13 protein-coding genes and 1 riboswitch are annotated in these 12572 nt (G+C 71.8%); of the genes, 10 read left to right on the top strand and 3 right to left on the bottom strand.

Annotated elements, in window-relative coordinates; all coding sequences use genetic code 11:
* Nucleotides 1–31 precede the first annotated feature (31 nt).
* Nucleotides 32–736 (bottom strand): DUF5995 family protein, encoded by a 705-nt coding sequence (locus tag M4V62_RS34825; protein ID WP_249591160.1) that lies wholly within the window; start codon nucleotides 734–736, stop codon nucleotides 32–34.
* 219 nt (nucleotides 737–955) lie between these two features.
* Between M4V62_RS34825 and M4V62_RS34830 the strand changes: the two genes are divergently transcribed.
* Nucleotides 956–2080: a glycoside hydrolase family 6 protein gene (locus M4V62_RS34830; RefSeq protein WP_249593138.1), complete on the top strand. Its 1125-nt coding sequence runs from the start codon at nucleotides 956–958 to the stop codon at nucleotides 2078–2080.
* On the opposite strand, the gene M4V62_RS34835 is transcribed toward M4V62_RS34830, so the two are convergent.
* Nucleotides 2059–3483, bottom strand: coding sequence for a uracil-xanthine permease family protein (locus tag M4V62_RS34835; RefSeq protein WP_249591161.1), 1425 nt, complete (start codon nucleotides 3481–3483; stop codon nucleotides 2059–2061). The two genes, M4V62_RS34830 and M4V62_RS34835, sit on opposite strands and share 22 nt — an antisense overlap.
* Nucleotides 3484–3614: 131 nt before the next feature.
* Complete coding sequence (locus tag M4V62_RS34840; protein WP_249591162.1) at nucleotides 3615–4826, bottom strand: MFS transporter; 1212 nt, start codon at nucleotides 4824–4826, stop codon at nucleotides 3615–3617.
* 98 nt (nucleotides 4827–4924) lie between these two features.
* Between M4V62_RS34840 and M4V62_RS34845 the strand changes: the two genes are divergently transcribed.
* The 9 genes from M4V62_RS34845 to M4V62_RS34885 all read left to right on the top strand — a co-directional run bounded on the left by M4V62_RS34845 (nucleotide 4925) and on the right by M4V62_RS34885 (nucleotide 12477).
* The gene (locus M4V62_RS34845) at nucleotides 4925–6085 is read left to right on the top strand and encodes an ROK family transcriptional regulator (RefSeq protein WP_249591163.1); all 1161 of its coding nucleotides are present in this window, start codon (nucleotides 4925–4927) and stop codon (nucleotides 6083–6085) included.
* Between the two features lie 169 nt (nucleotides 6086–6254).
* A riboswitch (FMN riboswitch) is annotated at nucleotides 6255–6385 on the top strand.
* Between the two features lie 217 nt (nucleotides 6386–6602).
* Nucleotides 6603–7673, top strand: a complete 1071-nt coding sequence (gene ribD / locus M4V62_RS34850) for a bifunctional diaminohydroxyphosphoribosylaminopyrimidine deaminase/5-amino-6-(5-phosphoribosylamino)uracil reductase RibD (RefSeq protein WP_249593139.1) — start codon at nucleotides 6603–6605, stop codon at nucleotides 7671–7673.
* 1 nt (nucleotide 7674) lies between these two features.
* Entirely contained in the window at nucleotides 7675–8322 is a 648-nt protein-coding gene (locus tag M4V62_RS34855) for a riboflavin synthase (RefSeq protein WP_249591164.1), read from the top strand.
* A gap of 56 nt (nucleotides 8323–8378) precedes the next feature.
* Nucleotides 8379–8966, top strand: coding sequence for a nicotinamide mononucleotide transporter family protein (locus M4V62_RS34860; protein WP_249593140.1), 588 nt, complete (start codon nucleotides 8379–8381; stop codon nucleotides 8964–8966).
* Nucleotides 8963–10261: a bifunctional 3,4-dihydroxy-2-butanone-4-phosphate synthase/GTP cyclohydrolase II gene (locus M4V62_RS34865; protein WP_249591165.1), complete on the top strand. Its 1299-nt coding sequence runs from the start codon at nucleotides 8963–8965 to the stop codon at nucleotides 10259–10261. The genes M4V62_RS34860 and M4V62_RS34865 overlap by 4 nt, the downstream gene beginning before the upstream one ends.
* 50 nt (nucleotides 10262–10311) lie before the next feature.
* The gene (gene ribH / locus M4V62_RS34870) at nucleotides 10312–10797 is read left to right on the top strand and encodes a 6,7-dimethyl-8-ribityllumazine synthase (RefSeq protein WP_249591166.1); all 486 of its coding nucleotides are present in this window, start codon (nucleotides 10312–10314) and stop codon (nucleotides 10795–10797) included.
* Nucleotides 10798–10832: 35 nt separating this feature from the next.
* Entirely contained in the window at nucleotides 10833–11105 is a 273-nt protein-coding gene (locus M4V62_RS34875) for a phosphoribosyl-ATP diphosphatase (RefSeq protein ID WP_055564821.1), read from the top strand.
* Nucleotides 11106–11158: 53 nt separating this feature from the next.
* On the top strand, nucleotides 11159–12007 hold the full coding sequence (gene hisG, locus M4V62_RS34880; protein ID WP_160503730.1) for an ATP phosphoribosyltransferase: 849 nt from the start codon (nucleotides 11159–11161) through the stop codon (nucleotides 12005–12007).
* 23 nt (nucleotides 12008–12030) lie between these two features.
* Nucleotides 12031–12477 carry a PH domain-containing protein gene (locus M4V62_RS34885; RefSeq protein WP_249591167.1) on the top strand — a complete coding sequence of 149 codons (447 nt, stop codon included), beginning with the start codon at nucleotides 12031–12033 and terminating at the stop codon, nucleotides 12475–12477.
* Nucleotides 12478–12572 lie beyond the last annotated feature (95 nt).

The following is a 12572-nucleotide window of genomic DNA, read 5'->3' on the forward strand; positions in this document are numbered from 1 at the left end:
GTTCCTCGGTGGCGGACGCGGGGTGGCCGGATCAGTCGGGCAGGGGCGTGAGCAGCATCCGCCCCACCAGGCCGACCGCTCCGTCGAGGCGGCCCTGGAACTCCTCGGCGACGGCGGGCAGTTCGCGCAGGGCCCGCAGCGCGAGCGCCGTCGCCCACGCGCTGTCCCTGGCCCGCTCCAGGCTCCAGGAACCCAGCAGATGGGTCAGCGGGTCGGCGATCTGGAAGAGGTCGGGGCCCGGCATCAGTTCTTCGCGGATGCGCTCCTCCAGCGAGACGAGGATGTCGCCCACGCGGTCGAACTCGTCCTCCAGGTCCGCCGGTTCGCAGCCGAGCGAACGACAGGTGTCCATGACGGCCAGCGGAAGGTCGTGCCCGATGTGCGCATTGATGCCCGCGAGCGCGAACTGCAGGGGACGTACGCCGGGATGGCGCCGCAGCTGGAACAGCGGCCGCCAGCAGGCGGGCGGTCTGCGGTCCGCGGCCATCGTCTCGACCGCCGTCAGATAGCGCTCGGCGAACAGGACGTCCAGCGTGATCGCGGCTCCGGTGTCCGGGAATCGCCCCCTGTCGACGTGCCGGCCGACCTCTTCGGTGACCGCGAGATAGACCCGGTTGAAGACCCCGACCCCGTCGCCCGAGGGGAAGCCGGCTCCCAGCGCGCGCATCCGCGTCACCACGTCGTCAACCCCGTGTGCCGAGCCTGTGAACTCCGCGAACCGCTCCAACTGCGCCATGGTGGCAGGGTCCCAGTCCTAGGCTGGCCGGAATGCCGCCGCACCGGCCGCTTCCCCAGAACGAGGGAACGGCGACCGTGTGTGCCCCTGGGGAGGGGAGCCGGCGTGCCGTGTCAGGGGGACACGGGGGAGGGGAGGGGCAGCATCGTGGCAGGCAACCGCGCGCGACATCGCGCCGAACGGCGGGCCGGACAAAGGCGCGCCGCCCGCCATGGGGTCATGGTCGCGGCGGCTTCGGTCGTGGCCGCGATGGGCACCGTCGCCGGAATGGTGTCCGCCCTGGACGAGGGCGGCGGCAAGGACCGGGCGCGCCCGAAGGTGACGAAGTCGCCGACGCTCGAACCGCTGCCCGCGGTGCCGACGCCGTCCGCATCGGCCTCATCGGCGGAGCCGTCGCCCGTGAAGTCCTCCGCATCGCCGGTGCCGAAGCCGAAACCGAAGCCTGCGACCCCGCGTCCGAAGAAGCCCACCGCCGACCCCTCGGCCAACTCCCTCTACCGGCACGGTGATTCGCAGGTCATCGACTGGGTCAGGGCGCATCGCGGCGATCCGCGCCGCCCGCTCATCGAGTCACGGATCGCCGACCGCCCCGCCGCCGTGTGGTTCGCGGAGTACGCGCCGGGGACCATCACCTCGCGCGTGCGCGCGGTGACGTCGAGCGCCGGGAGCCGGGTGCCCGTCGTCGTGCCGTACGCGATACCGGACCGCGACTGCGGGGGCGCGTCGCAGGGTGGGGCGCCGGACCTCGCCGCGTACGACGCGTGGATCGGGAAGTTCGCCGCGGGCCTCGGCTCCGGCGAGGTCGTCGTCATCCTCGAACCGGACGCGATCGCGCTCTCCGAATGCCTCTCGGCGAAGCAGCGCACCGCGCGCTACGCCTCGCTCGCCCGTGCGGGCCGCACCCTCAAGGCCGCCAACCCCAGGGCCAGGGTCTATTTCGACGCGGGGCACTCGGGCTGGAACGCCGCGGCCAAGCAGGCCGGGCGGCTGCGCGCGGCGGGCGCCGCTTCGCCCGCGTCGTCCGACGGCATCTTCACGAACGTCTCGAACTTCCACCGCACCGGCGACGAGGCCGCCTATGCCCGCAAGGTCCTGTCCGCGCTCGGCGGCCCGCCCGGCCTGGGCGCCGTCATCGACACGAGCCGCAACGGCAACGGCGCCCCCGCTGACGGGGAGTGGTGCGACCCGGCGGGACGGGGGCTCGGGCCGAGCCCGACGCTGCGGACCGGTGAGGCCCGTATCGACGCCTATCTGTGGATCAAACTGCCGGGCGAGTCCGACGGCTGCAAGGGCGCGCCGGGGACGTTCACGCCCGGCTACGCCTACGACTTGGCGCGCGGCTGAGAGCCGTCGGCGCCCGCTTCCGGGGACTCGTCCCCTTCGTCGTACGTGGACGTGCCCGAATCGAGCAGCGGTTCCTGCGACTTGAGGTGCGGGGGCGCGAACGCGCGCAGCACGTGGTAGCCGGTGATCACGACGATCGTGCCGAGCGCGATGCCGCTCAGCTCGAAGTTGTCGCTGATCTTCAGCGAGACGCCGCCGACGCCGATGATGATGCCCGCGGCGGCCGGGACGAGGTTCAGCGGATTGCGCAGATCCACCCCGGCGTTGATCCAGATCTGGGCGCCGAGCAGGCCGATCATGCCGTAGAGGATGACGGTGATGCCGCCGAGCACGCCGCCCGGGATGGCCGCCACGACCGCGCCAAACCTGGGGCAGAGGCCGAAGAGCAGGGCGAAGCACGCGGCGGCCCAGTACGCGGCGGTGGAGTAGACGCGGGTCGCGGCCATCACGCCGATGTTCTCGGAGTACGTCGTGTTGGGCGGGCCGCCGACCGCCGTGGAGAGCATGGAGGCGGCGCCGTCGGCGGAGATCGCCGTGCCGAGCTTGTCGTCCAGGTTGTCGCCGGTCATCTCGCCGACCGCCTTCACGTGCCCGGCGTTCTCCGCGACGAGCGCGATGACGACGGGCAGGGCGACGAGGATCGCCGACCACTCGAAGCTCGGCGCATGGAAGGACGGCAGGCCGATCCAGTCGGCGTTGCCGACGGCGGACAGGTCCAGGCGCCAGTGGTCGACGACCTTGCCCGAACCGTCCGCCGAGTGGATCTTGCCGAAGACCAGGTCGAGGGCCCAGGACAGGGCGTACCCGAAGATCAGCCCCAGGAAGATCGCGACACGTGACCAGAATCCGCGCAGGCACACCACGGCCAGACCGGTGAACAGCATCACCAGGAGCGCCGTCCACTGGTCCTGCGGCCAGTACGTGGAGGCGGTGACCGGCGCCAGGTTGAAGCCGATCAGCATGACGACGGCGCCGGTGACGATCGGCGGCATCGCGGCATGGATGATCCGCGCCCCGAACTTCTGGACGGCGAGGCCCACCAGGAACAGCGCCGCGCCGACCACGAAGACGGCGCCGGTCACGGTCGCGGAGGAGCCGCCCTGTGCGCGGATGACGGCGGCCACGCCCACGAAGGAGAGCGAACAGCCCAGGTAACTGGGCACCCGGCCGCGCGTGGCGAGCAGGAAGATGACGGTCGCGACGCCCGACATCATGATCGCGAGGTTCGGGTCGAGGCCCATCAGGACGGGCGCCACGAACGACGCGCCGAACATGGCGACCACGTGCTGGGCGCCGAGCCCGAAGGTGCGCGGCCACGAGAGCCGCTCGTCGGGACGGACGACGGCTCCGGGCGCGGGGGTGCGCCCGTCGCCGTGAAGCCTCCAGCGCACGCCGAGATCCATGGTTCTGTTCCGCCTTCTGTGCGCCCGACTTTGTCAAGACCTGAATGAGTCAGCGCAATGTTAATCCGGCATAAGTTCCCTGGTTTCACACCGGCCACTCGCGGGGCGTCCCTCCCCGCGGAACCGCTGGTTCAGGACTTCGGGCCGGGAACCTTCGCGTCCGCGGGAGCGCTCGGCGTGGCCTCGCGGCTGTCCGTGCGCAGGACTCCCGCGAAGACCGCGAGCCCGCAGGCGAGCACCGTCACCAGGCCGAAGGAGACCACCAGGCTCGTCGCGTCGGCGAGCGTGCCGATCGCGGACGGGGCGATCAGGCCCGACGTGTACGTGATGGTGGCGACGCCCGCGATGGCCTGGCTCGGGTTCGGGCCGCTGCGCCCGGCAGCGGCGAACGCGAGGGGCACCACGACCGCGATGCCGAGCCCTAGCAGCGCGAACCCGCACATGGCGATCGCCGGATGCGGCGCCACCACGACAAGGAGTCCACCGAGCGCCGCGACCACGCCGCCCACACGCACCGTGCGGACCGAACCGAAGCGGTCCACCACGGCGTCGCCCGCGAGCCGCGCGATCGCCATGGTGAGCGTGAATCCGGTGGTGGACGCGGCGGCGACACCGGCCGAGCTGTCCAGGACGTCGCGCAGATAGACCGCCGACCAGTCCAGGCTCGCGCCCTCCGCGAAGACCGCGCAGAAGCCGACGGCGCCGATGAGCAGCGCCGACTTGGGCGGCAGCGAGAAGCGCGGCGGCGCCTCGTCCTCGGGCTCCGCCTGCAGGTCGAGCACGCCCTGGCAGGCGACCAGGCCGATCGCGGTGAGCGCCACGGCGGCAAGGGCGTGGTGCAGCCGGGCGTCCGCGCCGATGTGGGCGGCGACGGTGCCGGCCGCGGAGCCGATCAGGGCGCCGACGCTCCACATGCCGTGCAGGCCCGACATGATCGACTTCTTCATGCGGGTCTCGACCTCGACGCCCAGGGCGTTCATCGCCACGTCCGACATGCCCGCCGTCGCCCCGTACACGAACAGGGCCACGCAGAGCGTGAGGAGATCGGGCGCGAGCGAGGGCAGGATCAGGGCCATCGTCCACAGGGCGAGCAGCCCGCGCAGCGCCGTCCTCGCGCCGAAGCGGTGGCTGACCCAGCCCGCGAGCGGCATCGCCACGGAGGCGCCGATGGCCGGGAAGGCGAGCGCGAGGCCGAGAAGCCCGGCGCTGAGGTCGGCGTGCTCCTGGATCCAGGGCACGCGCGTCGCGAAGGAGCCGGTGACGGCGCCGTGCACGCAGAAGACGGCGGCCACGGCATACCGCGCCCGCTTCAACTGACGTACGTCGTGGACCACTTCACTCATCGTTGCCCCGTCCCTCCCAAGGTGCCTCCCCGCTACGGCGACGTAAACTATCAGGAACCCTGCCTGATAAATAGCAGCTTTATGGAAGGATCCCCGGCATGCCCGCATCACCGAGCACCGCCCGGGCCATCAACGACCGGCTCGCCCTGGGGCTCCTGCAGCGCGAAGGGCCGCTGACGGCCAACCAGTTGAAGCAGCTGACCGGCCTGTCGAGGCCCTCGGTCGCCGACCTGGTCGAGCGCCTCCAGGGCTCCGGCCTGATCGCGGTCGTGGGGGAGGCGGGTGCCCAGCGCCGGGGACCCAATGCCCGGCTGTACGGGATCGTCGCCGACCGGGCGCACCTCGCCGCGCTCGACGTACGCACCGGGGGCGTCTCCGTGGTCGTCACCGACCTGCTCGGCGCGGTGCTCGCCGAGGCCTCCGCGCCCATCGGCGGCGACACCGGCACCGGGGCCGCCGTCGAGCGCGCCGTCGCCCTCGTGGAGAGCACCGCGAAGGACGGCGGCGTCCAGCGGCTGCACACCGTGGCGATCGGCGCCCCCGGCCTCATCGACCCCGCCACCGGCGAACTGCGCGACACCACCTCGCTCCCCGCCTGGCACCGGCGCCTGGCGGGCGCCCTCCAGGAGCGGTTCCCCGCACGCGTGCTCGTGGAGAACGAGACCAACCTCGCCGCCCGCGCCGAACAGCGCGACGGCGCCGCCCACGACCGCGACACCTTCGTGCTCCTGTGGCTGGGCGAAGGCGTCGGCGCCGCCGTCGTGCTCGACGGAAGCCTGCGCCGCGGCGCGTCGGGCGGCACCGGGGAGATCGGCTTCCTGCCGGTGCCCGGCACGGACGTACTGCCCTCCGCCACCGGCTGCGAGGGCGGCTTCCACTCGCTGGCCTGCGCCGCCGCGCTCCGTGACCTCGGCGCCGAGCACGGGATCCTGGAGCCGGGCGCGAGCGCCGCCGACGTGGTGCGCCGCGCCGCCGAGACCGGCCACGGGGCCTACCTCGACGCGGCCGCCGACCGGATCGCCGTCGGCGCCGCCGCCATGGCCGCGATCCTGGACCCCGGCTGCGTGGTCCTGGGCGGCGAGATCGGCCGCGCGGGCGGCGACCCGCTCGCCACCCGCGTGGCGGAGCGCGTCGCCGCCATGTCACCGCTGCGCACCGAGGTGCGCGCGAGCGTGCTCGGCGGCTCCGCGGTACTGCGCGGCGCGCTGCTCGCCGCCAGGGACTCGGCGCAGGACGAGCTGTTCGGCCCGCGTCCCTAGGCCCTGGCCCAGCAGCGAGCAGCAGCAGCCAGGGGCCCGCGCTCAGCGGGCCGGAACGGCGGCCGTCACCGCCGGTCAGGAGCCTGTCACGGGCTGCTGTGAGCCAGGCCACAGGGGTTCGCCCGTATGGGCGTCGATCAGGCGTGGCACACTGGCTACGTACCAAAAGCAGCGCACTCCGGGGTCGGTGTAATTCCGAACCGGCGGTTATAGTCCGCGACCCGGCCGCCTCCAGCGGTCGGTTGACCAGGTGAAACTCCTGGACCGACGGTGAAAGTCCGGATGGGAGGCAGTGCGCGGCGGGCGGGCATTCGTGCACGTCGCCGAGTGGCTTGTTTTTGGGATACCCGTCTCTTCGGGTTCCCAGGGAGAGGTCTCGTTTCCGGCGTCGCTCCCGATGCCGCAGTCCGTTCATTCTGTCGTCATCGACAGGCCCCGGAGTCCGTGCCCTATGAGGCAGGAGGACCCGGTGGCCACCGCAGCCGCAGTCACAGCGAATGAGCACGAGCGTGCCGCCATGCGCCGCGCCGTCGAGCTCGCCGCCCTCGGACTCGGCTCCACCAGCCCGAACCCCGTCGTCGGATGCGTCATCATCGACGCCTCCGGACAGACTGTCGGCGAGGGCCACCACCAGCGCGCGGGCGGTCCCCACGCCGAGGTCCACGCCCTGCGCGCGGCCGGCGAACAGGCCCGTGGCGCCACCGCCCTGGTCACCCTCGAACCCTGCAACCACACCGGACGCACCGGCCCCTGCGCCCAGGCGCTCATCGACGCCGGGATCGCCCGCGTCGTCTACGCCGTCGGCGACCCGAACCCCGCCGCGACCGGGGGAGCGCAGCGACTGCGTACCGCCGGGGTCGACGTGGAGTCGGGCCTGTTCGAGGCCGAGGCCGCCGTGGGGAACGCCGCCTGGCTGACATCCGTGCGCCTCGGCCGCCCGCACATCACCTGGAAGTACGCCGCGTCGCTCGACGGCCGCATCGCCGCCGCCGACGGCAGCAGCCGCTGGATCACCTCCGCCGAGGCCCGCGCCGACGTCCACCGGCTGCGCGCCGAGTGCGACGCGGTCGTCGTCGGCTCCGGCACCCAGCGCGCCGACGACCCGCACCTCGCCGTGCGGGGCATCGAAGGCGCCGTCCAACCGCTGCGCGTCGTCGTCGACACGAACGGCACCGCCGTGGCACCCGGCGCCCGCGTCCTGGACGACGCGGCGCCCACGCTCGTCGCGGTCGCCGAGAACGTCACCCCGGAAGCCGAAACCGAAGCCGAGACGGTGCGACTCCCGCGCGCGGACGGCGGGTTGGACATCCCGGCCCTCCTCGGCGAACTCCACGCGCGCGGCGTGCGCTCCGTCCTCCTCGAAGGCGGGCCGACGCTCGCCGGTGCCTTCGTCGCCGCGGGCGCCGTCGACCGCGTCGTCGCCTATCTCGCCCCCGTCCTGCTCGGCGCGGGCCCCGCCGCCCTCGCAGGCGGCGGAATCACGACCATCACCGAAGCGTTGCGGCTCGACGTGAGCGAGACCGTCCGCATCGGCCCCGATCTGCGCGTCACCGCGACCCCCGTAGCCCTCGTATCGAAGGAGCACTGAAGTGTTCACCGGAATCGTCGAAGAGCTGGGCGAGATCACCGCCGTCGAGAACCTGGACGACGCCTCGCGCTTCCGTGTCCGTGGCCCCGTCGTCACCGAGGGCGCGAAGCACGGCGACTCCATCGCGGTCAACGGCGTCTGTCTGACGGTCGTGGAGCACGAGGGCGACGAGTTCACCGCCGACGTGATGGCCGAGACCCTGAACCGCTCCAGCCTGGGCGCCCTCGCGGCCGGATCGCGCGTCAACCTGGAACGCCCCACCGCGGTCGGCGACCGCCTCGGCGGACACATCGTCCAGGGGCACGTCGACGGCACCGGTGAGATCGTCGAGCGCAAGCCCTCCGAGAACTGGGAGATCGTCAAGGTCTCGCTCCCCGCGGACCTCTCCCGCTACGTGGTGGAGAAGGGTTCCGTCACCGTCGACGGCGTCAGCCTCACGGTGGTCGACGCCGGGCCCGACTACTTCACCATCAGCCTCATCCCCACCACCCTCGCCCTGACCACGCTCGGCATCAAGCAGCCCGGCGACCCGGTCAACCTCGAGGTGGACATCATCGCGAAGTACGTCGAGCGGATGCTCGGCGACCGCGCCCACGCCGGATCCGCCGCCGCTCCCGCTCCCGCTCCCGCTCAGGAGGCCACGAAGTGAACTGGCTCAACTCCGAAGCCTTCACGGCCTTCGGGCAGCACGTGATCTGGTCCGACATGGTGGGCAACACCGTCGGCCTGATCGCCCTCGCGCTCGGCTGGCGGCGCTCCATATGGACCTGGCCCGCCCAGTTCCTCTCGGGCGTCATCCTCGTCGGCGCGTACGCCTCCGCCCACCTCTCCGGCGGTGTCGGCAAGCAGCTGCTCGTCATCGGCGTGGCCCTGTGGGGCTGGCGCCTGTGGACCAACGGCAAGCAGCAGGCGCAGGACGGCTCCATCGCCGTCCGGTTCGCCACCTGGAAGGAACGCGGGGTGCTGCTCGGCGGCACGGCCGTCGGCACCCTCGCGGTCGGCGCCCTGTTCTCCGCCGTGCCCGACCTGTCCTGGAACCCCTGGCCCGACGCCTACATCTTCGTCGGCACCCTCGCCGCGATGGTCGCCCAGGCCCGCGGTCTGGTCGAGTTCTGGTTCGCCTGGCTCCTCGTCGACGTGGTCGGGGTACCGCTCGCGTTCAGCAGTGGCCTGGCCTTCTCCGGCCTCGTGTACGTCATCTACCTCGCTCTTGTCCTGTGGGGCATGCGCGACTGGTGGCTGCGGTCGCGTACCGCGTCCTCGCAGCCCGTCATGGAAGGAGCCCCGGCATGACTGCGGCACCTGTTTGGTACAGCACGGGTCACGAAGAAGACGCGTCGGACCTCGCCCTCGACCCCGTAGAGGCGGCCATCCGCGACATCGCCGCCGGGCGGCCCGTCGTGGTCGTCGACGACGAGGACCGCGAGAACGAGGGCGACCTCGTCATCGCGGCCGAGAAGGCGACGCCCGAGATCATCGCCTTCATGATGAGCGAGTGCCGCGGCCTGATCTGCGCGCCCATGGAGGGCGACGAGCTGGACCGCCTCCAGCTCCCGCAGATGGTCGAGAACAACACCGAGTCGATGCGGACGGCCTTCACCGTCTCCGTCGACGCGAGCGGCGCGCACGGCGTCACCACCGGCATCTCGGCCGCCGACCGCGCCACCACGCTCCAGATGCTCGCCGCGGGCACCTTCGAGCCCGCCGACTTCGTGCGCCCCGGCCACATCTTCCCGCTGCGCGCCAAGTCCGGCGGCGTCCTGGTGCGCAACGGCCACACCGAGGCCGCCGTCGACCTGGCCCGGCTCGCGGGGCTGCGCCCGGCCGGCGCGATCGTCGAGATCGCGGGCGAGGACGGCACGATGCTCCGCCTGCCGGAGCTGATCCCGTTCGCCCGCAAGCACGGCCTGACGATCATCTCCATCGAGGACCTGATCGCCTACCGCAGCAGCTCCGAGCCGAAGGTCCGCCGCGAGGCCGAGGTCCGCCTGCCCACCGCCTTCGGCGACTTCGCGGCGTACGGCTACCGCTCCACCGTCGACGGCGTCGAGCACGTCGCCCTCGTCCACGGCGAGGTCGGCGAGGGCGAGGACGTCCTGGTCCGCATCCACTCCGAGTGCCTGACCGGCGACGTCTTCCACTCCCTTCGCTGCGACTGCGGCCCGCAGCTGGAGGCGTCCATGCAGCGGATCACGGACGAGGGACGCGGCGTCGTGGTCTACCTCCGCGGCCACGAGGGGCGCGGCATCGGCCTGCTCTCCAAGCTGCGCGCCTACGAGCTCCAGGAGCGCGGCAGCGACACCCTGGACGCCAACCTGGAGCTCGGCCTGCCCGCCGACGCCCGGGACTACGGAGCGGGCGCGCGGATCCTGGACGACCTCGGCATCCGCAGCGTGCGCCTCATGACGAACAACCCCGACAAGACCGACGCGGTGATCCGGCACGGCCTGAAGGTCACCGGACGCGAGCCCATGGCGGTCCAGGCGGGCGAGCACAACCTCCGGTACCTGCGCACCAAGCGGGACCGGATGGGGCACGACCTGCCCTGGCTCGACACCCCTGAGGTGTCCGCCTGCGGCAATCAATAAGTACCGGCATACGAGAACAGACGAGAACAGTCGAGAACCAGGAGAAGCGCGTGAGCGGCAAGGGTGCACCCGAACTGAGCGTGAAGAACTGCGGAGACCTGCGGGTCGCGGTGATCGCCGCCCAGTGGCACGAGAAGGTCATGGACGGCCTCGTCGACGGCGCGCTGCGCGCCCTGCACGAGCTCGGCATCGACGAGCCGACCGTCCTGCGCGTGCCCGGCAGCTTCGAGCTGCCGGTCGTCGCCAAGGTCCTCGCGGGCCGCGGCTACGACGCGATCGTGGCGCTCGGCGTCGTCATCCGCGGCGGAACCCCGCACTTCGAGTACGTGTGCCAGGGCGTCACCCTGGGCCTGACCCAGGTCACGGTGGACACCGGGGTGCCCGTCGGCTTCGGCGTCCTCACCTGCGACACCGAGGAGCAGGCCCTGGACAGGGCGGGCATCGAGGGCTCCCGCGAGGACAAGGGGCACGAAGCGGTCACCGCCGCCGTGGCCACCGCGACCACGCTGCGTACGATCTCCGAACCCTGGCGGTGAGCGGGGGCGAGGAGCCGCGTAAAGTAAGCGACATCATGTCCAAGAAGACTTTCGAGGAGCTCTTCACCGAGCTCCAGCACAAGGCCGCCAACGGCGACCCCGCCACGTCGCGCACCGCCGAGCTGGTCGACAAGGGCGTCCATGCCATCGGCAAGAAGGTCGTCGAGGAGGCCGCCGAAGTCTGGATGGCCGCCGAGCACGAGGGCAAGGAAGCCGCGGCCGAGGAGATCTCGCAGCTCCTCTACCACGTGCAGGTGATGATGGTCGCCCGCGGCATCTCCCTCGACGACGTGTACGCGCACCTCTGAGCAGTACACCCTCCTCCACTCAACTCCCCCTGAACGCAAAGGAATCCTTCCTCATGCTGCGCATCGCCGTCCCCAACAAGGGTTCACTGTCCGGACCTGCGTCGGCGATGCTCCATGAGGCCGGATACCAGCAGCGCAAGGAGTCCAAGGAGCTCGTCCTCGTCGACCCCGACAACGAGGTGGAGTTCTTCTACCTGCGGCCCAAGGACATCGCGATCTATGTCTCGGCCGGCAAGCTCGACATCGGCATCACCGGTCAGGACCTCCTGATCGACTCCGGCGCGAACGCCGAGACGATCCTGCCGCTGGGCTTCGCACGCTCCACCTTCCGCTTCGCCGCGAAGCCGGGCACCGCGAGCACCATCGCGGACCTCGCGGGCAAGACCGTCGCGACCTCGTACGAGGGCATCGTCGCCAAGCACCTCGCCGACAGCGGCATCGACGCCTCCGTCGTCCACCTGGACGGCGCCGTCGAGACCGCCATCGAGCTGGGCGTCGCCCAGGTCATCGCGGACGTCGTGGAGACCGGCACCTCGCTGCGCAACGCGGGCCTCGAGGTGTTCGGCGAGCCGATCATGAAGTCCGAGGCGGTCGTCATCCGGCGCACCGGCGCCGAGACCGACGACCCCAAGGTCGAGCAGTTCCTGCGTCGCCTGCAGGGCGTCCTGGTCGCCCGCGCCTACGTGATGATGGACTACGACTGCCGGGCCGAGCACCTGGAGCAGGCCGTCGCCCTCACCCCGGGCCTCGAGTCGCCGACGATCTCGCCCCTGCACAACGAGGGCTGGGTCGCCGTCCGCTCCATGGTCCCGGCCAAGGAGGCCCAGCGGATCATGGACGACCTGTACGCCATCGGGGCGCGGGCCATCCTGACCACGGCCATTCACGCCTGCCGCCTCTGATGACCCGGCAGGAGACCCCGGCCATGAGCGACCAGACCGACATCCCCACCCTGCCCGTCACCTTCCGGCCGAAGCGGACCCGAGCCGTCCTGATCACCGCGGGCGCCGCGATCTTCGTGGTCCTCACGGTGGTCTCCCTGCTCATCCCGACCCTCAGCTCGGGGGAGCGGCTCAGCTTCATCTTCACCGGCGCGCTGCTCTGGGGCGTGCTGATGCTCCTGAGCAGGCCCAAGGTCGTCGCCGACGAGTCCGGCGTGACCGTCGTCAACATCGCCACCAGCAGGCACCTGGCCTGGGCCGAGATCGTCCAGGTCAACCTGCGCCCCGGCGACCCCTGGGTGTTCCTCAACCTCAGTGACGGCACCAGCCTCCCGGCCATGGGCATCCAGCCGGGCATCGCCAAGCAGCGGGCCATCAGCGACGCCCGCGCCCTGCGCGCACTCGCCGACGCCCGCACCCCGCAGGGCTGACGTATCGGGCCGGGTCTTGATTAATCTGGTGGCGGGGCACGCATGGTGTGCCGCCCCGCCCCTGTCGGGCCCGCCCGGTCCACAGGGGCTCCTGC

Origin of the sequence: Streptomyces durmitorensis, from assembly GCF_023498005.1 — a bacterium.
GTDB lineage: Bacteria > Actinomycetota > Actinomycetes > Streptomycetales > Streptomycetaceae > Streptomyces > Streptomyces durmitorensis.

What these genes read in the sequence shown, in the direction of transcription:
- M4V62_RS34825 (WP_249591160.1), bottom strand. Translation starts at nt 736, where the DNA reads ATGGCGCAGTTGGAGCGGTTCGCGGAGTTCACAGGCTCGGCACACGGG.
- M4V62_RS34830 (WP_249593138.1), top strand. Translation starts at nt 956, where the DNA reads ATGGTCGCGGCGGCTTCGGTCGTGGCCGCGATGGGCACCGTCGCCGGA.
- M4V62_RS34835 (WP_249591161.1), bottom strand. Translation starts at nt 3,483, where the DNA reads ATGGATCTCGGCGTGCGCTGGAGGCTTCACGGCGACGGGCGCACCCCC.
- M4V62_RS34840 (WP_249591162.1), bottom strand. Translation starts at nt 4,826, where the DNA reads ATGAGTGAAGTGGTCCACGACGTACGTCAGTTGAAGCGGGCGCGGTAT.
- M4V62_RS34845 (WP_249591163.1), top strand. Translation starts at nt 4,925, where the DNA reads ATGCCCGCATCACCGAGCACCGCCCGGGCCATCAACGACCGGCTCGCC.
- ribD (WP_249593139.1), top strand. Translation starts at nt 6,603, where the DNA reads ATGCGCCGCGCCGTCGAGCTCGCCGCCCTCGGACTCGGCTCCACCAGC.
- M4V62_RS34860 (WP_249593140.1), top strand. Translation starts at nt 8,379, where the DNA reads ATGGTGGGCAACACCGTCGGCCTGATCGCCCTCGCGCTCGGCTGGCGG.
- M4V62_RS34865 (WP_249591165.1), top strand. Translation starts at nt 8,963, where the DNA reads ATGACTGCGGCACCTGTTTGGTACAGCACGGGTCACGAAGAAGACGCG.
- M4V62_RS34875 (WP_055564821.1), top strand. Translation starts at nt 10,833, where the DNA reads ATGTCCAAGAAGACTTTCGAGGAGCTCTTCACCGAGCTCCAGCACAAG.
- hisG (WP_160503730.1), top strand. Translation starts at nt 11,159, where the DNA reads ATGCTGCGCATCGCCGTCCCCAACAAGGGTTCACTGTCCGGACCTGCG.
- M4V62_RS34885 (WP_249591167.1), top strand. Translation starts at nt 12,031, where the DNA reads ATGAGCGACCAGACCGACATCCCCACCCTGCCCGTCACCTTCCGGCCG.